Raw genomic sequence first — 26,054 nt, 5'->3', positions numbered from 1 at the left:
TCTTTGTTGGATGTGCCGACGTCTTCGCGAGCAAGCCCGCTCCCACAGTAGACCGGGTACACCGGAAATTTATTGGATGTGCCGCACTGCGGCGTTCCGAACCGAATTTGTTAGCACAGGGAGCCTCCCATGCAGCACGAAGCACATACCCACGGTATCAACATGTCCGCCCTGGGCCGCGACAAACAGAGCCTGAGCCTTGAACAGGAAACCGTGGCCATCGAAGTGCCGGGCCTGAGCCTGTTCTACGGCGACAAACAAGCGCTGTTCGACGTCGCCCTGAACATTCCGAAACAGCGCGTGACGGCTTTCATTGGCCCGTCCGGCTGCGGCAAGTCCACGCTGCTGCGTACCTTCAACCGCATGAACGACCTGGTGGACGGCTGCCGTGTCGAAGGCGCGATCAACCTGTACGGCAACAACATCTACCGCAAGGGCGAAGACGTGGCCGAGCTGCGTCGTCGCGTCGGCATGGTGTTCCAGAAGCCCAACCCGTTCCCGAAAACCATCTACGAAAACGTGGTCTACGGCCTGCGCATCCAGGGCATTAACAAGAAGCGCGTGCTCGACGAAGCCGTGGAGTGGGCATTGAAAGGCGCGGCGTTGTGGGAGGAAGTCAAAGACCGTCTGCACGAATCGGCACTCGGCCTGTCGGGTGGTCAGCAGCAGCGTCTGGTGATCGCTCGTACCATCGCCGTGGAACCGGAAGTGCTGCTGCTCGACGAACCGTGCTCGGCACTCGACCCGATCTCCACGCTGAAAGTCGAAGAGCTGATCTACGAACTGAAATCCAAGTTCACCATCGTCATCGTGACCCACAACATGCAACAGGCCGCGCGGGTTTCCGACTACACGGCGTTCATGTACATGGGCAAACTGGTGGAGTTCGGCGACACCGACACCCTGTTCACCAATCCGGCGAAGAAGCAGACCGAAGACTACATCACCGGTCGTTACGGCTAGGATGCCGCTAGCGTTGCTCACTGAACCACCGCTGCGGTCGACCGCACCTTACCGGACGCTCCAAGGACGCCAACATGATTAGCAAAGAAGGCCTTACCCATCACATCTCCGCGCAGTTCAACGCCGAGCTCGAGGAAGTGCGCAGCCACCTCCTGGCCATGGGCGGGCTGGTGGAAAAGCAGGTCAACGACGCGGTCACCGCGCTGATCGAGGCCGACTCCGGTCTGGCCCAGCAGGTTCGCGAAATCGACGACCAGATCAACCAGATGGAACGCAACATCGACGAAGAATGCCTGCGCATTCTGGCCCGTCGTCAGCCGGCGGCGTCCGACTTGCGTCTGATCATCAGCATCTCCAAGTCGGTAATCGACCTTGAGCGCATCGGCGACGAAGCCACCAAGATCGCCCGCCGCGCCATCCAGCTGTGCGAAGAAGGCGAAGCCCCGCGCGGTTATGTCGAGGTGCGCCACATCGGCGACCAGGTGCGCAACATGGTGCGCGACGCGCTCGACGCATTTGCCCGTTTCGACGCCGACCTGGCGTTGTCGGTGGCGCAGTACGACAAGATTATCGACCGCGAATACAAGACCGCGCTGCGTGAACTGGCCACCTACATGATGGAAGACCCGCGCTCTATCTCGCGGGTCTTGAGCATTATCTGGGTCCTGCGTTCGCTGGAGCGCATCGGCGACCATGCGCGCAACATCTCGGAGCTGGTGATTTACCTGGTGCGCGGCACCGACGTGCGTCACCTGGGCCTCAAGCGCATGAAGGAAGAAGTTGAAGGCACAAGTGGCGAAACCGCTAATGTTCCGGGCAAAGTTGACGATAAGTAAGATTGCCTGAAGAAAAGCGCCCGGCCTTTTGGCCGGGCGTTTTTGTTTGCGGTTTACGCATTCGAAAGCAGCACCCGCGAACGAAAAGTCCCGGCGTGACTGAAGGTTTTTGGCAATGTGCCATCAGCAAAGCGGTATGCTTGCCGGGATTTTTTAAAGGGGTGGTGGATGAGTAAGGTCAGTGTGTTGGTCGTGGACGATGCGTCGTTCATTCGTGACCTGGTGAAGAAGTGCCTGCGCAACTACTTCCCGGGTATCCGGATCGAAGACGCGGTCAACGGCAAGAAGGCGCAGTCCTTGCTGGCGCGGGAAGCGTTCGACCTGGTGTTGTGCGACTGGGAAATGCCGGAAATGTCCGGCCTGGAATTGCTGACCTGGTGCCGCGAGCAGGACAACCTCAAGACCATGCCGTTCGTGATGGTGACCAGCCGTGGCGACAAAGAGAACGTGGTGCAGGCGATTCAGGCCGGGGTTTCCGGTTACGTCAGCAAGCCGTTCACCAACGAGCAACTGCTGACCAAGGTCAAGCAGGCGCTGAACAAGGTCGGCAAGCTCGACACCTTGATGAACAGCGCGCCGACCAAAATGAACTCGGCGTTTGGCAACGACTCCCTGAGCGCATTGACTGGCGGCAAGGCTGCCGTGGTCGCGCCCGTCGCCGCGCCAGCCCCGGCTGCGGCACCGCCCCGTGGCCTGCTCAACAACCCGCCGGTCAAGGCACCCGTTGCCTCTGCCGCGCCTACTAGCGGGCGTGGCCAGGGCCAATTGCGTTTGCCGAACGGCATTCAGCAATGCGTGATCAAGGCGTTGAGCCTCAAGGAAGCGCTGCTGGTGGTGAAACGTACCGACGCACTGCCGCAAGTGCTCGACAGCGCCGTACTCGACCTGGAACAGGGCGACAACGCTGAAGTTGCCCGCCTGAACGGCTACCTGCACGCCATCGTCGCCCACGAGCAGAAACCTGACAGCGAATGGCTGCAACTGACCTTCCGTTTTGTGGATCAGGACGCGCAGAAGCTCGACTACATCTCTCGTTTGATAGCACGTGGTACAGCGCAGAAGCATTTCATTCCTGGCGCGTAATCTTCGTCGCTGACAGGCCGTCTTCGCGAGCAAGCTCGCTCCCACATTGGAATGCGTTCCCCTGTGGGAGCGGCGGTGCGACGATTCGACTTGCTCGCGAAGATGCAATTGAATTCACCGCCCATCTCCCGCCCACCCCATTTTGAAACATCTGCCGACTACCCGGGTCCATTGCAGCTGCTAGGCTCCTTCCCAGACCTTACTCGACAGAATCTTGCCCATGCTCGCGCGCCTGCTGTTTTTCTGTGGTCTTTTCATGGCCTCCACCTCGGCTGTGGCCATGACGATCTACAAGTCCAAAGACGCCAATGGCGTGGTCACCTACAGCGACCGCCCTACGAAAGGCTCCCAGGTGTTTGTTTTTCGAGATCGCATGGTTGAGCACCTTGAGCGTCAGGTGTACCTCGACATCAAGAAACAGAAGGGCATGGACAGCGTTTACGTGCGCAATGACCTGTATGCGCCAGTCGAGATCGAGTTGAGTTTCGCCGGGTTGAAGAACGTCAGCGGCGCGCCGAGCCGGCCGATTCGCCGGGTTATGCCGGCGCGCAGCAACATTCGTCTGGCGCTGCTCACGGCCACCCAGGCCGGAAGGCCGCTCGCCTACACCCCAAAGTTTGAATACTCCCTGGGCGACCCCTCAGACACGGCCATGGCCTATCGATACCCATTGCCGTGGCGCGGCGGGCCGTTTCGTTTGAGTCAGGGGGCCAATGGTCAATACAGCCACTTCGGTGCCAAGAGTCGTTACGCCATGGACATCGCCATGCCCGAAGGCACGCCGATCATCGCGGCGCGCGGTGGCGTGGTGGTGAAAACCGAGAACAAGCAGACCGGACGCGGTAACGATCCGTCGGGGAATTTCGTGCGGGTGCTGCATGATGACGGGACCATGGGCGTTTATCTGCACCTCAAGCGAGGGTCGGTGAGCGCTCGCGAAGGTCAACGGGTGTCGGTGGGCAGTGAACTGGCGCTGTCCGGCAATACCGGCAATAGCACCGGCCCGCATTTGCACTTCGTGGTGCAGCGCAATACCGGGTTGGGGTTGGTGTCTATTCCGTACCAGTTCAATCAACCGGTGGGGGCATTGCCCAACTTTGCGTTGGGCAAACAGTGACGGGTTGCCTGTTCTGACGCCTTCGCGAGCAAGCCCGCTCCCCCATTTGAAACGCATTCCAATGTGGGAGCGGCGGTGCGACGATTCGACTTGCTCGCGAAGGGCGCGACGCGGTTTAAGCCAGGGACGACTTAATCGAGCATCAACACCTTGGCCAGAATGATCTTCGGCCCTTTCATCTTCTTGATGATGATCCGCAGGCCTTCGACTTCCAGCACTTCCTCCTCTTCCGGTACCCGTTTCAGGGTTTCGTAGACCAGCCCGGCGAGGGTCTCGGCTTCGATGTGGTCCAGGTCGATACCCAGCAGCCTTTCGACCTTGAACAGCGGCGTATCACCTCGCACCAGGAGCTTGCCCGGCTGATACGCGAGGATCCCGCGCTCGGCCTTGCGGTGTTCGTCCTGAATGTCGCCGACCAGCACTTCCAGCACGTCTTCCATGGTCAAGTAGCCGATGATGTTGCCGTCGGCTTCTTCAACCAGGGCGAAGTGCGAGCCACCCTTGCGGAACTGTTCCAGCAACTGCGACAACGGCATGTGCCGCGACACGCGCTCCAGGGGGCGGGTCAGTTCGGCGAGGTTGAACGACTCGGGAATGTGGTCCAGGGCCGCCAGTTCCAGCAGCAGGTCCTTGATGTGCAGCAGGCCAACGAACTCCTGACTTTCGCTGTCGTACACCGGATAGCGGCTGAACTTGTGGCGACGGAACATCGCCAGGATTTCCTTGAGCGGCGCGTTGAACTCCAGCGTCACCAGGTCTTCCCGGGAGTTGGCCCAGTCCACCACTTCCAGCTCGCCCATTTCCACCGCCGAGGCCAATACACGCATGCCTTGGTCGCTTGGGTCCTGGCCACGGCTGGAGTGCAGGATCAGTTTCAGTTCTTCACGGCTGTAATGGTGCTCGTGATGTGGACCGGGCTCACCCTGGCCCGCGATCCGCAGGATCGTGTTGGCGCTGGCGTTGAGCAGGTAGATGGCCGGGTACATGGCCCAGTAGAACAGGTACAGCGGCACGGCGGTCCAGAGCGACAGCAGCTCGGGTTTGCGGATGGCCCAGGATTTCGGAGCCAGTTCGCCGACCACGATGTGCAGGTACGAAATGATAAAGAACGCGGTGAAGAACGACACGCCCTTGACCACTTCGGCGGACTCTACGCCCGCGGCGCTCAGTACCGGCTCGAGAATGTGCGCGAACGCCGGCTCACCGACCCAGCCAAGGCCCAGGGAGGCGAGGGTGATACCCAATTGGCAGGCCGAGAGGTAGGCATCGAGCTGACTGTGGACGGTGCGCAGAATGTGTCCGCGCCAGCCGTGCTTTTCTGCGATGGACTCGACGCGGGTCGAGCGCAATTTGACCATGGCGAATTCCGCCGCAACGAAAAAACCGTTGAGCAAAACCAGGATCAGAGCAAAAAGAATCATGCCGAAATCGGCGAAGAGTGTCGCGAAGGTCAAACCTGGGGAAGGGTCCATGATGGAGTTTTGCGGGTTCCGTGTATTCGAAAGAAAAGAAAAAAGTGCGCCTGAAGGGCAGGCGCAAGTCAGCCAATGTAGCGGCTGACCGGTCGATTGCCTAGTGGCGCGTGCCGGCCGGTATCAGTCGGTGGTGCTGATGACCCGAGATTTGGTGACCTGCGCTGGCGCAAAGTGGCAGGTAAACGTGCTGCCGTGGCCCGGTACGCTGCTGATTTCCATCCGCGCGCGGTGGCGCAGCAACACGTGTTTGACGATCGCCAGCCCCAGCCCGGTGCCGCCGGTGTTGGAGTTGCGGCTGGAGTCGACGCGGTAGAAACGCTCGGTCAGGCGCGGCAGGTGTTTGCTGTCGATGCCGATCCCGGAATCCTGCACGCTCAGGTGCGCACCTTGGTCGTCGCCCCACCAGCGAATGCGGATATTGCCTTCGGCCGGGGTGTATTTCACCGCGTTGAACACCAGGTTGGAAAACGCGCTGCGCAATTCAGCTTCGCTGCCCTTGAGCAGAATCGTCGGATCGGCGTCCAGCGTGATGGTCTGATTACGCTGGCCGGACAGTTGCTGCGCGTCGCTCTTGATCGATTGCAGCAAGCCGTCGATGGCCACCGGCTGGTTGTCCGACGGGTAATCGGTGGCCTCCAGTTTGGCCAGCAGCAGCAAGTCGTTGAGCAACGTCTGCATGCGCCCGCCCTGTTGCTGCATCTGTTGCAAGGCACGGGTCCAGCGCGGGTTCACTTCCTCGACATTGTCGAGCAGGGTTTCCAGGTAGCCGCAGATCACCGTCAGCGGCGTGCGCAGCTCATGGGAAACGTTGGCGATGAAGTCTTTGCGCATCTGTTCCAGCTGATGGATGCGCGTGACGTCGCGCACCAGCATCAGATGTTCATTATTGCCGTAGCGGGTGATGTACAGCTGAATACGCAGGCGATCGTTGATCGGCGAGGGGATGTCCAGCGGTTCGGCGTAGCTGTCCTGTTCGAAGTATTCCTTGAAGCGCGGATGGCGCACCAGGTTGGTCACCGGCTGACCGCTATCCTGAGGAGTTTTGAGACCGAGCAGGGTTTCAGCGGCGCGGTTCCACCATTCCAGGTTGCCATCGCTGTCGAGCATGATGACCGCATCTTTGAGCGCGGCGGTGGATTCCTGGACTCGGTCGATGACCGCTTGCAGGCGCCCCCGCACTCGTTGGTCGCGGCGTTGCAGGTGGTAGATGCTGTCGAACACTTCGCCCCACAGGCCGTAGCCATCGGGCGGTGCTTCATCGGGTTTGTGCAGGCGCAGCCATTCGTGCAGGCGCAGCAGTTGCTTGAGCGTCCAGGCCAAGTAAAGGCCCAGGCCCGCGGCGAGGCTCCAGCCGTAATAGCCGGTGATCAGTCCGATCACCAAACAGCCGGTCACCAGCAAAAGCATGTGGCGGATCAGGGTGCCATGCCAGTTTTGGTTCACTTGAACACGCGTCCTTGTCAGCTTGTCGGGCGGGAAAGGTCCGGATCAGGCTTTGGTAGAAAAGCGATAACCGGTGCCGCGCACGGTTTGTACCAGATTTTCGTAGGCATCGCCGAGGGCTTTGCGCAGACGGCGGATGTGCACGTCGACGGTACGCTCTTCGACATAGACATTGCCGCCCCAGACCTGATCCAGCAACTGGCCACGGGTGTAGGCGCGCTCCTGGTGGGTCATGAAAAATTGCAGCAGACGGTATTCGGTCGGGCCCATCTCGGCGGGTTTGCCGTCGATGGTCACGCGGTGGCTGATCGGGTCCAGTAGCAGGCCACCGACTTCGATCGGCGTCTCGCCATCGGTCGGTCCGGCACGGCGCAGCACGGCTTTGAGGCGTGCGACCAGCTCACGGGGGGAAAAGGGTTTGGTGATGTAGTCGTCAGCGCCGACTTCCAGGCCTTGGATCTTGTTGTCCTCTTCGCCCTTGGCGGTGAGCATGATGATCGGGATGTCCCCGGTCAGCTCATCGCGCTTGAGGCGTCGAGCCAGCTCGATGCCGGACGTGCCGGGCAGCATCCAGTCGAGCAGGATCAGGTCCGGCTTGCGGTCGACGATGATGGCATGGGCCTGCTGGGAGTTCTCCGCCTCCATGCAGTCATAGCCGGCCATTTCCAACGCAACGGCGATCATTTCGCGAATGGGCGCTTCGTCGTCGACGATCAGAATGCTCCTGCCAACCATGCCTAAGTCCTCTTGTCATTTAACTGTCTTGCGCCGCATTAGATAACGGAATTATTGCAGTCGTGTGACAGTATTTTAGACGCCCTGCGATTGCCATGAACCTGAACTAAGCTCTAAGTCCGAATCCTGACAACCACAAAAGGAAGGTTTCCATGAAGCACATCGCTCAATCCTGGAAGGCTCTGCTGGTCACTGCTGCGCTAACACTGCCGACAATGGCCTTCGCCGAAGACCCAGGCATGGTTAAAGACGGCATGTTGGTCGACCACAAGGGCATGACGTTGTACACCTTCGACAACGACACGGGCGGCAAATCAGCGTGCACCGGCAAGTGCGCAGAAAACTGGCCGCCGCTGAAAGCCACCGAGGCCGACAAGGCTGAAGGCAAGTGGACCATCATCAAACGTGACGATGGCACGATGCAGTGGGCATTCGACGGCAAGCCGCTGTACTACTTCGTTCAAGACAAGAAGCCAGGAGACATGACAGGCGACAAGAAAATGGACAAGTGGCACGTTCTCCAAGGGCCGAAGATGTAACGAGTTCAGTCTCCGCAGCCTCGCTCCCTGTAGGAGCGAGGCTTGCCCGCTAAGACGCCAGTCGCCTCAACGCATTCCGTAATCCAGCACAATCCCGACGAAAATCGCCAACCCGGCCCAGTGGTTGTGCAAAAACGCCTTGAAGCAGCGCATCCGGTCCTTGCCGCGGGTGTACCAGAACTCCCACGCAAAACAGCCCGCCGCCGCCAGCAATCCGAGATGGAACCAGCCACCGAGCTCGAATTTCGACCCGGCCAGCAGTAAGCAACCCAGCGCCAACCCTTGCAGGGTCAGGATGATCACGCGGTCCGCCTCGCCGAACAAAATCGCCGTGGATTTCACGCCGATCCTCAGATCGTCATCGCGGTCGGTCATGGCGTAATAGGTGTCATAGCCCACCGTCCACAGCAGGTTAGCGATCCACAGCAACCACGCCGCCGCCGGCAGTTCACCGGTTTCGGCGGTGAACGCCATCGGCATCCCCCAGGAAAACGCCGCGCCCAGCACCACTTGCGGGTAATAGGTGTAGCGCTTCATGAACGGGTAGGTGAAGGCCAGCGCCAAGCCGCCGAACGACAGCCAGACCGTTGCTGCGTTGGTGCACAGGACCAACAGAAAACTCACGCCCATCAGCAGCGCAAAAAACACCAAGGCTTCTTTGGAGCTGATCTTGCCGCTCACCAATGGCCGCTGTTCGGTGCGTTTGACGTGGCCGTCGACTTTGCGGTCCGCCCAGTCATTGATCACGCAGCCGCCGGCGCGGGTCAGTACCACGCCGAGGACGAAAATCACGATGTTGGCCAGGGACGGCGAGCCCTTGCCGGCAATCCACAGCGCCCACAGCGTCGGCCACAGCAGCAGATAGATGCCGATCGGCTTGTCCATGCGGGTCAGCTGAATGAAATCCCAGGCCCGTGGATTCAAGCGATTCAGGGACTTGAGTAGGCTCTGGTACATCAGCAGTTCTCCGGATGGACGCGGGCGGCGTTCCACAGGGTCGGCAGGAAAATTTCGGCCACCAGCACGCTCAGGGCGCCGCGATCGAAGCGCGAGCGACGGCCCCACAGTTCAGGTGACCGGCACTCCATCGGCAGCCACTCCTGAGGATAGTGACAAACCTCGATGGCCCGACGCTGGAACGCTTGATCGCAAAACAGCAGTTCGCCCAACGAGCGGCTGCCCAGCTCATCCATGTGCAACCCGTCGCCCTGCAACGCGCTTCGCGCCGCCACGCTGCGAGCAAACACCCAGGCTTCACCGTGACCGCGCAAATAAACCTCGCGCACCCAACCCTCGCTGCCTTCGGCCAGATCCAGCGCGGCACATTCATCGGCGCGCAGGGGCTGCCAGCCTTCGAACAGCGGGGTGACGCTGAACGCATCATTCGACAAACGCGTCAGCCGTCGTGTCAGCGATCCTTCATCGAACAGCCAGTCGAGGGTAGACGTGTCAGGGAGGGGCGCCAGTCGGCTTTCAGGGAGCCAGAGCGGGGACGGGCAGGGGGCTTTTGTGTGTTGCACAATGAGTCATTATTGGCAGCAAATGAGGCGGCGAGCTTACCATGTCAGCCGGCGATTTTGACTGATCCGGCCCTCCGTTGCGTCGAACAGGCTTGCATCTGACGGGCCCGATCAGTACAAAACGCCCCTGAGCCGGACGGCAGCGCTTCAACCATTGACCGTTCGCGCCGGCAAAAGCCTGAATCCTGAGGATGTACCTGAATGAAAAAGTGGCAATGTGTGGTCTGTGGCCTGGTCTATAACGAAGCCGACGGCTGGCCGGACGACGGAATTGCGCCGGGCACGTTGTGGCAAGACGTACCGGAAGACTGGCTGTGCCCGGATTGCGGCGTAGGCAAGATGGATTTTGAAATGATCGAAATCAACTAAGACATTTAGAGGAGCAAGGAATGAACGCACCTGTCGTGATCGTCGGCACCGGGCTGGCTGGCTACAACCTGGCCCGGGAGTTTCGCAAGCTCGATGGCGAAACCCCGCTGCTGCTGATTACCGCCGATGACGGACGCTCCTACTCCAAGCCGATGCTCTCCACCGGTTTCGGCAAAAACAAAGACGCCGACGGCCTGAGCATGGCCGAACCCGGCGCGATGGCCGAGCAATTGAAGGCCGAAGTACGCACCCACACCCGCATCAGCGGTATCGATCCGGGCCACAAACGCCTGTGGATCGGCGAAGAATCGGTGATCTACCGTGACCTGATCCTGGCCTGGGGCGCCGAAACCGTGCGAGTGCCTATCGAAGGCGATGCGACGGACGCGGTTTTTCCGATCAACGATCTGGAAGACTATGCCCGCTTTCGCGCGGCAGCCGCCGGCAAGCATCGGGTGTTACTGCTGGGGGCCGGCCTGATTGGCTGCGAGTTCGCCAACGACCTGATCGTCGGCGGCTACGAGGTGCAACTGGTTGCACCGTGCGAACAGGTCATGCCGACGCTGCTGCACCCGGCGGCGGCCGCTGCGGTCCAGGCGGGGCTGGAAAGCCTGGGAGCCCGCTTTCACCTGGGGCCGGTGCTGAACCGTCTGCAGCGAGTGGCTGACGGACTGGAAGCGCATCTGTCCGATGGCCAGGTCATCCCATGCGACGTCGTGGTTTCGGCCATTGGTCTGCGTCCGCGCATCGATCTGGCGGCCGCTGCCGGTGTACAGGTCAATCGCGGCGTTGTCGTGGACCGCCACCTGAAAACTTCCCACGCCAACATCTACGCGCTGGGCGATTGCGCCGAGGTCAATGGGCTGAATCTTTTGTACGTCATGCCCCTCATGAGTTGTGCGAGAGCGCTGGCACAGACCCTCGCCGGAAATCCTACCGCCGTGAGTTATGGCCCGATGCCGATCACCGTGAAAACCCCGATCTGTCCGCTGGTGGTTTCGCCACCACCACGGGGCCTGGAGGGCGTCTGGACGGTCGAAGGGCAGGGTGCCGACATCAAGGCTTTATGCCGCGATGCCACCGGCAAACTGCTCGGTTATGCCCTGACAGGCACGGCTGTGATGGAAAAACTGGCCCTCAACAAAGAGCTTCCGGCCTTGCTGGCGTAAATACCGGTCGTTCTGTCGGAATCACCCCGCTTTTGCCCCTACAAAGGTCGCGCCGAGACTGGCGCGGCTCTTCTGTGCATGCCATCCTCACTCCCGTCTGCCGCAGAGTAGAGCACCTGCGGCGCTTTGGGCGCTGTTCCAACGAGAACAGCACGGACATAACAACAAAAAACCGTCAAAGGGGCTTCACTAAATGCGTAAACCAGAACTCGCCGCAGCAATTGCTGAAAAAGCAGACCTCACCAAAGAGCAGGCCAACCGCGTTCTCAACGCCGTTCTCGAAGAAATCACCGGCGCTCTGCACCGCAAGGACAGCGTTACGCTGGTGGGCTTCGGAACCTTCCTGCAACGCCACCGCGGTGCCCGCACCGGCAAAAACCCGCAAACCGGTGAGCCTGTGAAAATCAAGGCCAGCAACACTGTTGCGTTCAAGCCAGGCAAATCGTTGAAAGACAGCGTTAATCCGTAATCTGTATTCCCAGCCCGCTTAACCGGGCAGCGGAAAAAAAATGGGCACGCCGATTGAATCGGGTGCCCATTTTTTGTGGCTTGTTGAGATGTGCTGAGTGTTTATTTAGCCGGTGACCGGGGTACGCCAGTCATCGGAACCCGAAGTACCGGATACTTCGTGGGTCCAGGTGATTTTGCGATAGGCGAACTGCACTTCTTCCAGATGGGTGAAGTGCAAGTTACCCGGATCCTGGCAGTTATGCATTTTGTTGTTGATGGCGACGATGGTCGCGTCTTCCAACTTGGTGGTGTAGTAGTGCTCTTGGGTGCCTTGTGCCGAAGTGCGAAACCACTGGATAACGATCTCGCTCATGCGCTCTCCGGAAGTCAAAGCCGCTTGTAGCAGAGGCGAAGCCTTGTCGTAGACCTTGGTAATCACTACTGGTTTGTGAATGCGCTGGCCGGTGGGCTGACCGGATTGCGGGTCCCGCGGGATGATCACGTCGTGCTCGAAAGCCTGAATCATGACCTGGTCTTCGTGACCTTCCTGGTAGGTGTTGCCAACGGAGTCGGCGGTGAAGGCGCCAGCAGTGATCAGACCTTGTTTCTCGCCAGTGACGGACATGTACGCTGGTGTTGCCATGGGTTTGCTCCTTGCAGTTGGTTAAGTGCCTGAATGGCGGTATTACTTGTGGGTGAAGCCGAGATTTTTGTTACCGAGAAGGATTAAAGCGCGATCTCCAGTCGTCCTTGACTAAACCCCGCGAAAGAAAAAGTTAAACGCACGCTAACAAGGCTTGCAACATATTGATGTAAGAAGCCTCCCGCATGTTTGTAGGAGCGCTCCGCATACAAAATGTTGTGAAAGAGGTGAGAGAAGATTTCCGGAGCAGAGAGTTACTTTGAGGCCAACGAGACTAAATCGGACGCGTCCTGCGTGTGTTTAGGAAATTGGGAAAATAATTGAAATGGTTATGTGTTCCCAGCTATGTGTTGGATACCTTGACGAGATAAACCCCGACGGGTGCAGGAATCACCGATCGGGGTTGTTTGCTCGGCGAGCTAGCAGGTTCGGCTTTGCTGCTTGGCAAAGATCGCCGCCATTTCCGGCTCATCCAGATGGTCCAGTGCTCGCTCCACTAACAAGTGCACTCCGTCTGCCATGCGGCTGAGCGCCAGGGCTACGGAGCGGCGTGAACCGTCCACATCGTCAGCGAGGTCGGCGGCGATGGCACTGATGGACAGCAGATCTTCCGAGGCGCTGGCCAGGAGTGCTTCAGTGTCGATGTTCGGGCAGACACTGAAGAGTTGGCCTGTGCGTTTCGGTGGTTTCGGTTCGGCTGGCGGGAAGTGATGGTCGAGGGCGCGTTCGGCGGCTTCATGGAGCTTGTTGGAGTCAAGGGATGCGTAGGGCGATGCCGGGTCGGTGTCCGGCGGATTCGGAGTTACCTTGAACATTTTCTTCAATTCCATAAATGATGCTGACAACACTTCGCCGACTAAACGAAGGGGTGGCAGCTGTACGCAGGTTAGTCGGACCGGGGAATTGAAGAAGCCGGCGCACCCGAAGGTGCCCTACGCACAGCCGCCATCAAATGCAGGTAGGAAACACCTGTCTGAAGGACGCTCGTGCTACTTCAATTACCAGCGGGCGACTAAACCCGATCACTGACAATCAGCGACGAGAATCAAACTACCGACCCGCCCCAAGGCGCACAAGCCGGCGGATTCTGGCGTAGCCGTAGGCAACGACGCAAGGTGTTGTTGCTTGCAGGACGTAACCTCAAGGCGTTTTAAACAAGCGCTGGCGAGTGGTGTTTAACCATCGGAAATGTTGGCATTCCTTACCAGCTTCCATAGGGAATTCCGAACTTCTCTATGTAAGCCTCAGATGTCTCGGACAAGGGTCGATGCTTGCCACTGGATTTTCCTTCATAGGGACCTCTTGGGTTTATGGTTCCTTCTACTCGTGCAATCTCGACTGCCTTCAAGCAAGGACCGCCCAACCAGACCTTGGCAATACCACCCGGCGCCAGACCAATGCCAATGTCATCGCGGTAGTCGGTAATACGACCTGGAAAACTGCGGCGTATTCTCGGTGGAAACCGTGACCGGCTGGAAACCTGGCGGCCTCGGCTATCAGGAGTACGTGCCGTTCGAATCCTTCGAGCACGACCCGAGTTTCGACGTGCCCACCAGCCGTCCGCATTACAGCATCCGCCAGCGTTCGTCTTCGTCGCACGATGGCCTCGACACCCACCTGAGTTTCGGCATCCGCCACACCGAAGCCCACGAAACCCTGTCGATCGAGCTGATGTGCACCAACCAGAACCTGCCGCGCAAGCTCAAGCTCGGGGACATCAGCCAGGCCTGCGAAGACACGCCGGAGTTCCTGAGTTTCCGCAACATCACCCCGGCCACCCCAAGTTATGCACCACCGCTGAACCGTGACTTCCTCTGGAAGCTGATCAGCAACATGTCGCTTAACTATCTGTCCCTGGCCGACGTCAATGCGTTGAAGGTGATTCTCGAAACCTACGACCTGCCGAGCTATTACGACCAGCACTCGGCAAAAGTCAGCAAGCGCCTGCTTGGCGGGCTCAAGTCGATCAAACACCAGCACGTGGACAGATTGCACCGAGGGTTGCCGGTACGCGGATTGCGCACCGAGCTGACCATCGACCCTGAGGGGTATATCGGTGAGGGCGACCTGTTCGTTTTCGCTTCGGTTCTTAACGAGTTTTTCGCGCTTTACGCCAGTCTCAATTCGTACCACGAGCTGCGGGTAAAAAGTACACAAGGAGAGGTGTACCAATGGACACCACGTATGGGCCTGCAGCCCCTGCTTTAAGCGGGCTGACCCGGGTTATACGCGAGTACTCGCTGTTTCAGGCCGTGCTGCTGGTGGTTGACCGGCTGCGCGATGCACACCCGCACCTGAGCGAAGACGATTTGTACGACCAGCTGGAATTCCAGGCCAACCCGAGCCTGGGTTTCCCTGGCAGTGACGTCGATCGCGTGGAGTTTTTCTACGAGCACGGGCAGATGCGCGCGCGTCTGCGCTTCAACCTGATCGGCCTGGTAGGTTCCGGTTCGCCGCTGCCGGCGTTCTATGGCGAACAGGCCTTGGGCGATAGCGAAGACGGCAACCCGACCCGCAATTTCCTCGACCTGTTTCACCATCGCCTGCAACGGCTGATGCTGCCGATCTGGCGCAAGTACCGTTACCGCGCGAGCTTCCAGAGTGGCGCCCTCGACCCGTTTTCCTCGCAACTGTTTGCGCTGATCGGTCTCGGTGGCGAAGAGATCCGCCGGGCCCAAGAACTGAACTGGAAACGCCTGCTGCCATACCTCGGCCTGCTCAGTCTGCGGGCGCACTCGGCGGCGCTGATCGAAGCGGTGCTGCGTTACTACTTCAAGCACGCCGAACTGACCATCGAGCAGTGCATCGAGCGCCGCGTCGAAATCCTCGAAGAGCAACGCAATCGTTTGGGCCGCGCCAACAGCCTGCTCGGCGAAGACCTGGTGCTGGGCGAGCATGTGCGCGACCGCAGCGGCAAGTTCCGGATTCACATCCGCGAGCTCGACTGGCAACGCTTCCACGAATTCCTGCCAATCGGTTTCGGCTATCAGCCGCTGTGTGCGCTGGTGCGATTTACCCTGCGTGACCCGCTCGATTACGACATTCGCCTGGTCCTGCGCCAGGAAGAAATCCGCGAACTGCGCATCGGTGAGCAGAACGCCTGTCGCCTGGGATGGACCAGTTGGCTCGGCCGCGAAAAAGCGGACGGCGTGGTGACCCTGGGTAGCAAAATTCATTAAGGACGTGAGCCAATGATCAACGTAGACCTGCAACAACTTATCCAGGCGCTGGACGCCGAAACCCGTCGTGACCTGGAAAGCTCTGCCGAACGCTGCGTCGCCCGTGGCGGTAGCAAGATTCTCGTAGAAGACTTGCTGCTGGGCCTGCTGGAGCGCCCGCAAGGCTTGCTCGCACGCGCGTTGCAAGACGCCGAAGTGGATGCCGGTGAGCTGAGCGCTGCGCTGCAATCGCGGGTCGAACACAGCGCTTCGCGCAACCCGGTATTCGCTCCGGAACTGGTGCAGTGGCTGCAAGACGCTTTGTTGGTGGCCAATCTTGAATTGGGCCAGAGCCAGGTTGAGCAGGCCGCATTGATCCTCGCGCTGCTGCGCAACCCGATGCGCTACGCCGGCAGTCGCTACCAGTCGTTGCTGGCCAAACTGAACATCGAGCGCCTGAAAGAATTCGCGTTGTCGCAGAAAGAACAACCGGCGACCGGCAAACCGGTCGTGCCGGGCGAATCGCTGCTGGAGCGCTTCACCCACAACCTGACCCAACAGGCCCGCGACGGTAAACTCGACCCGGTGCTGTGCCGCGATGGCGCGATCCGTCAGATGATCGACATCCTTGCCCGTCGTCGTAAAAACAACCCTATTGTGGTCGGTGAAGCCGGCGTCGGCAAAACCGCGATCGTCGAAGGTTTGGCTTCGCGCATCGCCGCCGGTGAGGTACCGCAAGTCCTCAAAGGCGTCGAGTTGCTGTCCCTGGACATGGGCCTGTTGCAGGCCGGCGCCAGCGTCAAAGGTGAGTTCGAGCGTCGTCTCAAAGGCGTGATCGACGAAGTCAAAGCCTCGCCGAAACCGATCATCATCTTCATCGACGAAGCCCACACCCTGATCGGCGCGGGCGGCAATGCCGGCGGTTCCGACGCGGCCAACCTGCTCAAGCCAGCCCTGGCGCGCGGCGAGTTGCGCACCATCGCCGCCACCACGTGGGCGGAATACAAGAAATACTTCGAAAAAGACCCGGCCCTGGCCCGGCGCTTCCAACCAGTGCAACTGCACGAACCGACCGTCAGCGAAGCGGTGACCATCCTCCGTGGCTTGGCTCAGGTCTACGAGAAGAGCCACGGCATTTACTTGCGCGATGATGCGGTGGTTGCCGCGGCCGAGTTGTCCGCTCGTTATCTGGCCGGCCGTCAGCTGCCGGACAAGGCTGTCGATGTGCTCGACACCGCGTGCGCCCGCGTGCGCATCAGTCTTGCGGCCGCACCGGAAAGTCTTGAGCGCCTGCGGGGCGAACTGGCTGAAGGTGGCCGTCAGCGCCAGGCGCTGCGCCGCGACGCCGAAGCAGGTTTGCTGATCGATCACGAAGCGCTGGACGCTTTGGAAGATCGACTGGCCGCCGCTGAAGACGAAAGGGTTGCGCTGGAAACCCTCTGGAATGAACAGAAGGAACTGGCCGAGCGCTTGCTGGACCTGCGTCAGCAACTGGCCAAGGCCCGCGAAACCGCCGCCGTCGAACCAACCGTTACGGTCGAAGAAGACGCCGAAGGCACCGTGATCGAAACCCTGGATGCACCAGTAGACGAGGCGCACAGCGTCGAAGCTCTGGAAGCATTGCTGAACGAGACCCATCGCGCCCTGACCGATGCCCAGGTCAAAGAGCGTCTGGTGAGTTTCGAAGTCTGCCCGCGTCTGGTGGCTGAAGTGATCAGCGCCTGGACCGGCGTGCCACTGGCGCAACTGGCCCGCGAACACAACGCCAAGGTCGCGAGTTTCGCCACCGACCTGCGCACCCGCATTCGCGGTCAGGAACAAGCCGTTCACGCGCTGGACCGTTCGATGCGCGCCACCGCTGCCGGCTTGAACAAACCTGACGCGCCGGTGGGTGTGTTCCTGCTGGTCGGCCCGAGCGGTGTCGGCAAGACCGAAACCGCGCTGGCCCTCGCGGATTTGCTGTACGGCGGTGATCGTTTTATCACCACCATCAACATGTCCGAGTTCCAGGAGAAGCACACCGTTTCGCGCTTGATCGGTGCTCCACCAGGCTACGTCGGTTATGGCGAGGGCGGCATGCTCACCGAAGCCGTGCGCCAGAAGCCGTATTCGGTGGTGTTGCTCGATGAAGTCGAGAAGGCCGACCCGGACGTGCTGAACCTGTTCTACCAAATCTTCGACAAAGGCGTGGCCAACGACGGGGAAGGGCGCGAGATCGACTTCCGCAACACGCTGATCCTGATGACCTCGAACCTGGGCAGTGACCGCATCAGCGAACTCTGCGAAAACGGCGCGCGTCCCTCCGCCGAAGTGCTCGAAGAAACCATCCGCCCGGTGCTCAGCAAACACTTCAAACCGGCGCTGCTGGCGCGGATGCGCGTGGTGCCTTACTACCCGGTCGGCGGCCCGGTATTGCGCGAGTTGATCGAAATCAAACTCGGTCGTTTGGGCGAGCGCCTGAACCGTCGTCAGCTGGATTTCACTTACTCCCAGGACCTCGTCGATCACTTGGCCGAACGTTGCACCCAAAGCGACAGCGGCGCGCGCCTGATCGACCACCTGCTGGACCTGCACGTGCTGCCGCTGGTGGCCGACCGCTTGCTCGATGCCATGGCCACCGGTGAAAGTCTCAAGCGTGTCCACGCGACGCTCGACGGCAACGCCAGCGTGACCTGCGAGTTCGCCTGAGGTGGGTGTGATGTTCACGCAAGTGCCGCAACCGCTGGTGTATGCCGAAGCCTTGCTGGCGCAATTCGCCAGCCTGTCGCGGGCGGCGGACGGCGCTGCGCTGCTGGGTGACTTCGTGCGCGGGGTGGCGGAACTCAGCGGTTGCGAGTTGACGCAGTTGTACCTGCTGGACGCCACCCACACGAGCCTGGGGATGAACGCCGAGTGCCTCAACGGCATCCTGCAGCCCCGGGAAGCGGCGAGCCTGCCGGCCGATTACAACGGTGAGCAACTGCTGCAATTCGCCCTGTGCCAAAACCGCGTGGTCAGCCTCGGCGAATTGAGCGGCAGCCTGCACGAAACCAGTTTCCTGCCGCCCCAGGCCACGCCGTGGCAGTCGCTGCTGTGCGTGCCACTGGTCAATCAGCACAAGGCCGTTGAAGGTTTGCTGGTGTGCGCCAGTGGCCGGCACATCGATCTGCAAGGCTTTGCCGATTCCCTCGGCCAGCTCGGTTCGTTTGTGCTTGGCCAATTGCACTTGCTGCACCGTTTGCGTCGTCCGTCCGGCGACGCACGACCGGCGACGCACGACCGGCGCCGGTCAGCGTCCCGAGCGCCAGCGGTTACGGTTTGATCGGCAAAAGCGCGGCCATGCGCCAGACCTATTCGCTGATCAGCAAAGTCCTGCACAGCCCTTACACCGTGCTGTTGCGCGGCGAGACCGGCACCGGCAAGGAAGTGGTCGCGCGGTCGATTCACGACTGCGGCCCGCGCCGTTCCCAGGCGTTCATTGTGCAGAACTGCGCGGCGTATCACCATGGAACTGGTTTTCGAAATGCTGAACACCAAGCAGTTCGTGCCCACGGATTTGTGCCAGAAGACCTTCAAGCAGGCCGGCGGCGTGATCGGTCGGGGCGAGGATTGCGACTGGATCATTCCGGACCGCAAGCGTCATCTGTCCAATCACCACGCGATGATCAGCTACCGCGAAGGTACGTTTTACCTGACCGATACCAGCAGCAACGGCATCCAGGACAGCGAAAGCGGCGCGCGCCTGCGCAAGGGCGAAGCGATGCGCATCGAGCACGGCAGCATCTACGTGCTGGGTGACTTCGAGATCCGCGCGCGGCTGGTGCGCGACCCGGCGACCTTCGACGTGGAAGTCGGCCGTCCGCAAGCGGCAGGCAGCATCATTCCGGACGATGCGTTCCTTGACCTCGACCCGCTGAACGCCCTTGATCAACAAGAGCGCGTGTACTCGGAAATCGACGAGTTGATCTCCCCGAGCACCACCCTCTCAGACACCCGTCAGCGTGCCGACTATGCGCGCATCGACATGGAAAGCCTGTTGGTTCCGGAGTTGATCAACGCCCCGGCAGAACCTGCGCCAGCCCCGATCCCGAAGGCTGTCGAGCGTCAGAGCGAAGGTTTCTGGGAGCATTTCGGTGCAGCGTTGGGCGTGGACCTTAAAGGCCTTGATCACGACGCTCGCGAAGCCCTGGCGCTGAATGCCGCGCGTCTGCTCAAGCAGAGCGTTGGCGGTTTGCAACAGAGCCTGCGCACCCGCAGCGAACTGAAAAACGAACTGCGACTGGCCCAAACCACCGTGCAAGGCACCCATAAAAATCCGCTGAAGTTCGCCGTCGATGCGGGTGAAGCGCTGGGCATTTTGTTGCAGCCGAACAAGCCGGGCATCTAAAGCTCGAAGTGCAGACGTGACAATGCATTGGAATGAAGAAGGGGACGTCAGTCCCCTTCGTATTTCTTGCTATGTCTTAGCCCGATGCTCCGCCGGATCCGGCGAGTCAATATGGTCCAGCGCTCGTTCCACTAACAGATGCACGCCGTCCGCCATTCTGCTGAGTGCCAGGGCTATGGAGCGGCGAGAGCCTTCTACATCGTCGGCCAGGTCGGCGGCGATGGCGCTGATGGATAGCAGGTCTTCCGAGGCGTTGGCCAGGAGGGTTTCCGTGTGGACGTCAGGGCAGACCATGAAGAGTGGGCCCATGCCGGGAGAGGGTTTTTCTTGGGGCGGAGCGAAGTGATGGTCGAGGGCGCGTTCGGCGGCTTCGTGGAGTTTTTTGGAGTCGAAGGATTCGTAGGGGGAGGTGGCTTCGTGCTCTGGAGGGTTGGGTGTTGGCTTGATCATTGGTGTAATCCCGTAATTAAGGAGCCGACACCGTTTCGCTTGCACTTCGAAAGAGGTGGCAGCTGTGCATAGGTGTGCAAGACCGGCGGGATTACCCGGCAGACCCAAAGGTCTCCCATACACAACTGCCATAACGGTTCGCGAGCATAGGAAAATGCTCGATGAATTGCCATAACCATTGTGTATCCCACCGGACTTGCACGTCCGTGTCACCGATTTTGCGGCGACGGACAAAGCCTATCGATGAAGCCAAGGCCTGCCTAGTTCATGAACAGCGCCACGTGTTGAAGGAAATGTCCGATAGCCCCGAGCGTAGAAAGCTCAATAAACCTCAGCTTTTAAACAGCACCGTTTAGTCAATGACTTGGTAGTCATCAGCGTCAAAAATACCGGTATCTTCTTCTAACACTGCACAACAGTGGCGTTCCTGCTCGAAGCCGCTACACTGCGCCGGCCGTTCATTTTTCTCTTGAGGCTGTGCGCATGAAATTTCGTTTTCTTCTGTGGATGCTGGGTTTGTTGATGGGTAAGGCCAGTCGGACTAATCCTGCGTTTCAGCAGCAGTTGGGTGACAAGGCGTTGGTGTTCCAGCTACAGACCCTGGACGGGAAAGTGGCGCGGCATTTCTTTGTGAAGGATCAGCGCATCACCAGTAAGTCCGGCGTGTATGCCGAGCCGGCGTTTGCGATTGCCTTTAAAGATGCGGCGTATGGCTTTGCCACGATGCAGGCGAAGAACAAGCAGTTGGCATTCATGACGGGGATTCAGGACAAGTCGATTCAGATCAAGGGGAATCCGGCGTTGGTGATCTGGTTTCAGGGGTTGACCAAGTATTTGAAGCCGAGGAAGGCCAAAGCTAAGGCAAAGGCTTGAGTCGAGTGACTGACTTTGTGGCGAGGGAGCTTGCTCCCGCTGGGCTGCGAAGCGGCCCTAAAGCCTAAGACCTCGGTTGTATCTGACACATCGCGTTGGCTGGGTTGCGACTGCTGCGCAGTCGAGCGGGAGCAAGCTCCCTCGCCACAGAGGTGTGGTGATTCAGAGATACCGAGTTGGATTCATCGCGAGCAGGCTCACTCCCACAAGGGGTTGAGGTGATTCAGTTGGATCGAGGGGGATTCATCGCGGGTAAGCCCGCTCCCACAGGGATCGCGTAAATCCTGTGAGAGTGGGTTTGCCCGTAGTGCTTTAGGCCTGGGTGAATTGCGAAGCCAGTTCACGCAGCAGGACTTCTGCTTCGAGGACTTTGCTGACGACGTCGTTGGCTTTGTCGCGGGTCAGGCCTACGCGTTCCAGCAGGGCGTCCGGGATGTCTTCATCCGGGCCGGAGCCGATGCCGCGGCTGCGCAGCAGACGTACGGACAGGCAGACCAGGTTCGGGTATTCGGCGTAGGGGCCGTCATAGCCCGGGTCGTGCTGGAAGCGCAGCGCAGTGGCCAGTTCTTCGGGCATGTCCCAGTAGCGCATCAGCCACGAGCCGATCTGTTCACGGCTGATGCCCAGCAGGTGTTGCTCGACGTAGCTGTGGCAAAGGTGCGGGTTGACCTCCAGGTGGCGGCAGATCAGCGAGAAGTGCGGCGGGAACACGTGGGCCAGCAGTAAGTAGCCGAAGTTGTGCAGCAGGCCGGCGAGGTAGGTCAGGCCGGCTTCCGGGCGCTGGGCGCGCGGCATGGCGCGGGTCAGGCCTTCGATGACGGCGGCGGTGTAGATCGATTGCTGCCAGTACGGCGTGGTGTGTTGCGGATGGTCTTTTGGCAGGCTCAGGGTTTTGCCCAGGGCCAGGCCCAGCGCCAGGTTGATCACCAGGTCGAAACCCAGCACCCGCACGATGGCGTCTTCCACTGAACGAATTTTGCCCGGCGACGCGTAGTACGGCGACGCCGCCCAGCTCACGACTTGTGCGGCGAGCGCCGGGTCGGTTTCGACGACGCCGGTGATGTCGTCGATGGTGGCGTTGGGGTCGACCCGAAGTTTGATGATTTTCTGCGCGGTCTCGGCCAGCGGCGGAATCTCGATGGTCGCTTCCAGGCGCTGCTGGATGCGTCGCGCGGTGAACGCTTGAACGGCCTGGGTGATTTCCTGGCGGTCATCGTCGGGGCGGTCGAGGTTCGGGCGGATGCTGGTCAGGTTCTCGCCGAAGTTGGCGGCGCTGGCCTTGGTCAGCATGGTTTTGAACGCTTCGCTGGTGACTTCCAGCAATACGCCTGGCTCCCCCGAGTTGATCAACAGCTTCGGCTCGCGCAGCAGACTTGCTTCATACAGACACGGTGAAGTGGTCAGCGCCGGCAGGCCGGGCAACAGGCTCAGGTTGTGTTTGCCGAGCATTTTCACCAGGCGTTCGGTGGACACGGCGGTGAGGCGGCGGCCCGTCAGTTCGGCGAGGCGGTTGAGGTCCAGCAATTGGCTCTGCGGGAACAGCACCATCAGAGAGCCAACGGCGTCATCCACCAGTACCGCCTGGACTTTGCGCGCGGCGTTCAGGCCGTGGTGTTCGAGAACTTCTTCGTAGGCAATTCCCAGTTTGCCCAGCAGCAGCCGAATAACCGACGGAGCGTGCGGGGTGGCGGGTGCGAGGGCAACTTCGGTCATGGTTTGTATCCGTTCTCAAACAATTGCAGGAGTATAACCAGCTTGTTTACAGCCAGGGTCTACAAACTGCGACGGTGCTCACACTTGGCCGTATTGCTGCCCGTGGCGCAGCCAGCGGTCGAGTAGCGGGCTGACGTGATCGGGCCAGCGCTCAAGCAAAGCTTGGGCGGCGTCGCGCACGGCGGGGAGCAAATCTGCATCGCGCATCAGGTCAGCGACCTTGAATTGCAGCAGACCGGTCTGGCGCGTGCCGAGCATTTCGCCAGGGCCGCGCAGTTCGAGGTCTTTTTCGGCGATGACAAATCCGTCGTTGGTTTCGCGCATGATCCCCAGGCGTTGACGGCCGATCTGCGACAGCGGCGGATGGTAAAGCAGCACGCAATGGCTGGCGGCGCTGCCCCGACCGACACGACCGCGCAACTGGTGCAACTGCGCCAGGCCCAGGCGTTCGGGGTTTTCAATGATCATCAGGCTGGCGTTCGGTACGTCGACGCCAACTTCGATCACTGTGGTGGCGACCAACAGTTGCAGGTTGCCAGCCTTGAACTCGGCCATGACCGCGGCTTTCTCGACGGGCTTCATGCGGCCGTGGATCAGCCCGACCTTCAACTCGCCGAGCGCGGCGGTGAGGTCTTCGTAAGTGGTTTCGGCAGCCTGGCAGGTCAGCTCTTCCGACTCTTCAATCAGCGTGCACACCCAATAGGCCTGACGCCCTTCGGCACACGCACCGCGCACCCGCTCGATGACTTCAACGCGGCGGGTATCCGTGATCAGCACGGTGTTTACGGGTGTGCGGCCGGGCGGCAGTTCATCGAGGATCGAGGTGTCGAGGTCGGCGTAGGCGCTCATGGCCAGCGTCCGTGGAATCGGCGTGGCGGTCATGATCAGCTGGTGCGGACACATCCGCCCTCCGACGCCTTTCTGGCGCAACGCCAGACGCTGCTGCACGCCGAAGCGGTGTTGTTCGTCGATGATCGCCAGCGCCAGGTTCTTGAACTGCACTTCGTCCTGGAACAGTGCGTGGGTGCCGACCACCATTGGTACGCCGCTGGCGATTTGCTCCAGCGCCGCCACGCGGTTCTTGCCCTTGAGTTTGCCGGCCAGCCACGCCACTTCGATGCCCAGCGGTTCGAGCCAGCGCTTGAAGGTGATGAAGTGCTGCTCGGCGAGAATCTCGGTGGGCGCCATCAGCGCGACTTGATAACCCGCTTCCAATGCCTGAAGCGCAGCAAGGGCGGCGACCACGGTTTTGCCAGCGCCGACGTCGCCCTGAATCAGGCGTAGCATCGGCTCATGCTGACTGAGGTCGTAGGCGATTTCGTTGCCGACGCGTTGCTGGGCGCCGGTCGGGGTGAACCCGAGGTTGGCCAGGTATTGCGCCGGCAGCTTCGTGGCTTTCGGCATCGCTGGCGCGCGTAGGGAGCGCATGCTCTCGCGCAGGCGCTGCTGGGACAGTTGATGAGTCAGCAGTTCTTCGAAAGCCAGACGGTGCTGCGCCCAGTGATGACCGAGGGCGAGTTCGTCGACGTCGGCATCGGCGGGCGGGTGATGCAGGTAGCGGATCGCATCGGCCAGCGGCGCAAGCTGATAGTCCCGGGCCAGTTCGGTCGGCAGCCAGTCGGGCAGGCTGCTGGGGCCGAGCAACGTCAGGGTTTGCATGCACAGTTGGCGCAGGCGTTGTTGGGTCAGGCCTTCGGTGAGCGGGTAAACCGGGGTCAGGGTTTCGTCCACCGGTGGCGGCTCGTCGCCAGTGATGGCGCGGTATTCCGGGTGGTAGATTTCCAGCCCTGACGCACCGGGCCGCGCTTCGCCGTAGCAGCGAATCCGCGTGCCGCGTTTGAGGCCTTCTTTCTGGGCGTTGCTGAAATGATAGAAGCGCAGGCTGAGCCCGCCGGTGCCGTCCTGTAGACGTACAACGAGACTACGGCGACGCCCCATGACCACATCGGCGCCGCTGACGGTGCCTTCGATCACCGCATCCTGGCCGGGTCGCAAATGGCCGATCGGGACCACGCGGGTGCGATCCTGGTAGCGCAGCGGCAGGTGGAACAGCACGTCCTGGAGATTCTCCAGGCCGACCTTGGCCAATTTCTCGGCCATGGCTTCGCCGACACCCTTGAGTGCCGTCACCGACACTTGCGACAACTCGGTCATGGCAGCGACTTAACCGGCAACCACCGGCGCCGGCGGCTTGGCCACCGAGCACAGGCGAATGGAGTCAGCGAGGATCTCAATCGCTTTCGGCCGCGGGAAGCTCGCGCGCCAGGCGATGGCAACGGTGCGGAACGGCACCGGTGGCGTCAGTGGACGCACTTCGATCACGCCGGGGGCGTAGTGATGGCTGTCCACCGCCGACAGCGGCAGGATCGAAATGCCGAGGCCGGAGGCGACCATGTGGCGGATGGTTTCCAGGGAGCTGGATTCCACCGTGGTGTGCTTGGCGCCGTCGTTGCCTTTGGCCAGGGTCGGGCATGCTTCCAGCACTTGATCGCGGAAGCAGTGGCCTTCGCCGAGCAGCAGCAGGCTCTTGTCGTTGAGCAGGGCGGCGTCGATGGATTCTTTTTGCGTCCACGCATGCTGGGCCGGCATCAGGACGTAGAACGGCTCGTCGTAGAGTTGCAGGGTCAGCACGTCGGCTTCGTTGAACGGCAGGGCGATGATGATCGCGTCGAGCTCGCCGTTGCGCAGTTTGTCGCGCAGCACGTGGGTGAAGTTTTCTTCGATGTACAACGGCATCTGCGGGGCGACCCGGTGCAGTTGTGGAATCAGGTGCGGGAACAGGTACGGGCCGACGGTGTAGATCGCGCCGACTTTCAGCGGGGCGGTCAGCTGGTTCTTCCCGGCCTGGGCCAGTTCGCGAATGCCTTGGGCCTGTTCCAGGACTTTCTGTGCCTGGGCAACGATGCCTTCGCCGACCGGGGTCAGGCGCACGGCACTCTTGCTGCGCTCGAAAATCAGCACACCGAGTTCGTCTTCAAGCTTTTTCACGCCCACCGACAGGGTCGGCTGGCTGACGTGGCAACGCTCGGCCGCATGGCCGAAATGCTGCTCTTGGGCGAGGGTAACGATGTAGCGTAATTCTGTCAGAGTCATAGCAAGCGTCCATGAAGTTGCGAGCCAAGCATACCGGCTGCAATCGATAGACGCACGTT

General features: G+C 60.6%; 22 protein-coding genes and 4 pseudogenes. 14 read left to right on the top strand and 12 right to left on the bottom strand.

Features of this window, described 5'->3' with window-relative positions:
• Positions 1-129: 129 nt before the first annotated feature.
• The 4 genes from pstB (at position 130) to ACA055_RS29580 (ending at position 3,999) form a co-directional block, all read left to right on the top strand.
• Entirely contained in the window at positions 130-963 is an 834-nt protein-coding gene (gene pstB / locus ACA055_RS29595) for a phosphate ABC transporter ATP-binding protein PstB (protein ID WP_497681734.1), read from the top strand.
• Positions 964-1,037: 74 nt separating this feature from the next.
• Positions 1,038-1,799, top strand: a complete 762-nt coding sequence (gene phoU / locus ACA055_RS29590; RefSeq protein WP_084317714.1) for a phosphate signaling complex protein PhoU — start codon at positions 1,038-1,040, stop codon at positions 1,797-1,799.
• A 168-nt stretch (positions 1,800-1,967) separates the two neighbouring features.
• Entirely contained in the window at positions 1,968-2,882 is a 915-nt protein-coding gene (locus tag ACA055_RS29585) for a response regulator (protein WP_497681733.1), read from the top strand.
• Between the two features lie 220 nt (positions 2,883-3,102).
• A complete protein-coding gene (locus tag ACA055_RS29580) occupies positions 3,103-3,999 on the top strand; it encodes a peptidoglycan DD-metalloendopeptidase family protein (RefSeq protein ID WP_497681732.1) in 897 nt (298 codons plus the stop codon).
• Between the two features lie 131 nt (positions 4,000-4,130).
• Here the strand turns inward: ACA055_RS29580 and ACA055_RS29575 are convergent, their stop codons facing one another.
• The 3 genes from ACA055_RS29575 to phoB form a co-directional block, all read right to left on the bottom strand.
• The gene (locus ACA055_RS29575) at positions 4,131-5,471 is read right to left on the bottom strand and encodes a hemolysin family protein (protein WP_497681731.1); all 1,341 of its coding nucleotides are present in this window, start codon (positions 5,469-5,471) and stop codon (positions 4,131-4,133) included.
• A 123-nt stretch (positions 5,472-5,594) separates the two neighbouring features.
• The gene (phoR, locus tag ACA055_RS29570) at positions 5,595-6,881 is read right to left on the bottom strand and encodes a phosphate regulon sensor histidine kinase PhoR (protein WP_497684511.1); all 1,287 of its coding nucleotides are present in this window, start codon (positions 6,879-6,881) and stop codon (positions 5,595-5,597) included.
• An 81-nt stretch (positions 6,882-6,962) separates the two neighbouring features.
• Positions 6,963-7,652: a phosphate regulon transcriptional regulator PhoB gene (phoB, locus tag ACA055_RS29565; protein WP_046045002.1), complete on the bottom strand. Its 690-nt coding sequence runs from the start codon at positions 7,650-7,652 to the stop codon at positions 6,963-6,965.
• Positions 7,653-7,804: 152 nt separating this feature from the next.
• Here phoB and ACA055_RS29560 point away from each other — a divergent pair, with 152 nt between their 5' ends.
• Entirely contained in the window at positions 7,805-8,191 is a 387-nt protein-coding gene (locus ACA055_RS29560) for a COG4315 family predicted lipoprotein (protein WP_497681730.1), read from the top strand.
• Positions 8,192-8,257: 66 nt separating this feature from the next.
• Here the strand turns inward: ACA055_RS29560 and ubiA are convergent, their stop codons facing one another.
• A complete protein-coding gene (ubiA, locus tag ACA055_RS29555) occupies positions 8,258-9,148 on the bottom strand; it encodes a 4-hydroxybenzoate octaprenyltransferase (RefSeq protein ID WP_497681729.1) in 891 nt (296 codons plus the stop codon).
• A complete protein-coding gene (locus tag ACA055_RS29550; protein ID WP_497681728.1) occupies positions 9,148-9,711 on the bottom strand; it encodes a chorismate--pyruvate lyase family protein in 564 nt (187 codons plus the stop codon). Before ACA055_RS29550 ends, ubiA begins: the two co-directional genes overlap by 1 nt.
• A 201-nt stretch (positions 9,712-9,912) precedes the next feature.
• On the opposite strand from ACA055_RS29550, the gene ACA055_RS29545 reads away from it, so the two are divergent.
• The 3 genes from ACA055_RS29545 to ACA055_RS29535 all read left to right on the top strand — a co-directional run bounded on the left by ACA055_RS29545 (position 9,913) and on the right by ACA055_RS29535 (position 11,718).
• Complete coding sequence (locus tag ACA055_RS29545) at positions 9,913-10,080, top strand: rubredoxin (RefSeq protein ID WP_339431519.1); 168 nt, start codon at positions 9,913-9,915, stop codon at positions 10,078-10,080.
• 20 nt (positions 10,081-10,100) lie between these two features.
• Entirely contained in the window at positions 10,101-11,249 is a 1,149-nt protein-coding gene (locus ACA055_RS29540; RefSeq protein ID WP_497681727.1) for an NAD(P)/FAD-dependent oxidoreductase, read from the top strand.
• A 193-nt stretch (positions 11,250-11,442) separates the two neighbouring features.
• Entirely contained in the window at positions 11,443-11,718 is a 276-nt protein-coding gene (locus tag ACA055_RS29535) for an HU family DNA-binding protein (protein ID WP_003213368.1), read from the top strand.
• 105 nt (positions 11,719-11,823) lie between these two features.
• On the opposite strand, the gene ACA055_RS29530 is transcribed toward ACA055_RS29535, so the two are convergent.
• The 3 genes and pseudogenes from ACA055_RS29530 to ACA055_RS29520 all read right to left on the bottom strand — a co-directional run.
• Positions 11,824-12,342, bottom strand: coding sequence for an Hcp family type VI secretion system effector (locus ACA055_RS29530; RefSeq protein ID WP_497681726.1), 519 nt, complete (start codon positions 12,340-12,342; stop codon positions 11,824-11,826).
• Between the two features lie 419 nt (positions 12,343-12,761).
• Complete coding sequence (locus ACA055_RS29525) at positions 12,762-13,157, bottom strand: DUF6124 family protein (RefSeq protein WP_497681725.1); 396 nt, start codon at positions 13,155-13,157, stop codon at positions 12,762-12,764.
• A 386-nt stretch (positions 13,158-13,543) separates the two neighbouring features.
• Positions 13,544-13,768: pseudogene (locus tag ACA055_RS29520) on the bottom strand (DUF2931 family protein); the annotation flags it as partial.
• Here ACA055_RS29520 and ACA055_RS29515 point away from each other — a divergent pair.
• From ACA055_RS29515 to tagH, 5 genes and pseudogenes are all read left to right on the top strand, one after another.
• A pseudogene (locus ACA055_RS29515) lies at positions 13,768-14,550 on the top strand (type VI secretion system baseplate subunit TssF); the annotation flags it as partial. The pseudogenes ACA055_RS29520 and ACA055_RS29515 overlap by 1 nt on opposite strands.
• On the top strand, positions 14,514-15,521 hold the full coding sequence (gene tssG, locus ACA055_RS29510; RefSeq protein ID WP_497681724.1) for a type VI secretion system baseplate subunit TssG: 1,008 nt from the start codon (positions 14,514-14,516) through the stop codon (positions 15,519-15,521). The pseudogene ACA055_RS29515 and the gene tssG, both read left to right, overlap by 37 nt.
• Before the next feature lie 12 nt (positions 15,522-15,533).
• Complete coding sequence (tssH, locus tag ACA055_RS29505; protein WP_497681723.1) at positions 15,534-18,188, top strand: type VI secretion system ATPase TssH; 2,655 nt, start codon at positions 15,534-15,536, stop codon at positions 18,186-18,188.
• A gap of 10 nt (positions 18,189-18,198) precedes the next feature.
• Positions 18,199-18,981: pseudogene (locus ACA055_RS29500) on the top strand (sigma 54-interacting transcriptional regulator); the annotation flags it as partial.
• 3 nt (positions 18,982-18,984) lie between these two features.
• Positions 18,985-19,860 (top strand): annotated as a pseudogene (gene tagH / locus ACA055_RS29495) (type VI secretion system-associated FHA domain protein TagH); the annotation flags it as partial.
• A gap of 75 nt (positions 19,861-19,935) precedes the next feature.
• Here tagH and ACA055_RS29490 read toward each other — a convergent pair.
• Positions 19,936-20,316 carry a DUF6124 family protein gene (locus tag ACA055_RS29490; protein WP_454864118.1) on the bottom strand — a complete coding sequence of 127 codons (381 nt, stop codon included), beginning with the start codon at positions 20,314-20,316 and terminating at the stop codon, positions 19,936-19,938.
• Positions 20,317-20,799: 483 nt separating this feature from the next.
• Between ACA055_RS29490 and ACA055_RS29485 the strand changes: the two genes are divergently transcribed.
• Entirely contained in the window at positions 20,800-21,189 is a 390-nt protein-coding gene (locus ACA055_RS29485) for a helicase (protein ID WP_497681722.1), read from the top strand.
• Between the two features lie 312 nt (positions 21,190-21,501).
• On the opposite strand, the gene ACA055_RS29480 is transcribed toward ACA055_RS29485, so the two are convergent.
• The 3 genes from ACA055_RS29480 to ACA055_RS29470 form a co-directional block, all read right to left on the bottom strand.
• Positions 21,502-22,902 carry an aminoacyl-tRNA deacylase and HDOD domain-containing protein gene (locus tag ACA055_RS29480; RefSeq protein WP_497681721.1) on the bottom strand — a complete coding sequence of 467 codons (1,401 nt, stop codon included), beginning with the start codon at positions 22,900-22,902 and terminating at the stop codon, positions 21,502-21,504.
• A gap of 78 nt (positions 22,903-22,980) precedes the next feature.
• Positions 22,981-25,056 carry an ATP-dependent DNA helicase RecG gene (gene recG / locus ACA055_RS29475; protein WP_497681720.1) on the bottom strand — a complete coding sequence of 692 codons (2,076 nt, stop codon included), beginning with the start codon at positions 25,054-25,056 and terminating at the stop codon, positions 22,981-22,983.
• 9 nt (positions 25,057-25,065) lie between these two features.
• Entirely contained in the window at positions 25,066-25,995 is a 930-nt protein-coding gene (locus tag ACA055_RS29470) for a hydrogen peroxide-inducible genes activator (RefSeq protein ID WP_497681719.1), read from the bottom strand.
• Positions 25,996-26,054: the final 59 nt, after the last annotated feature.

The sequence above is a fragment of the Pseudomonas sp. LBUM1657 genome (assembly GCF_059716075.1).
This window is presented reverse-complemented; position numbering and strand designations above follow the sequence as displayed.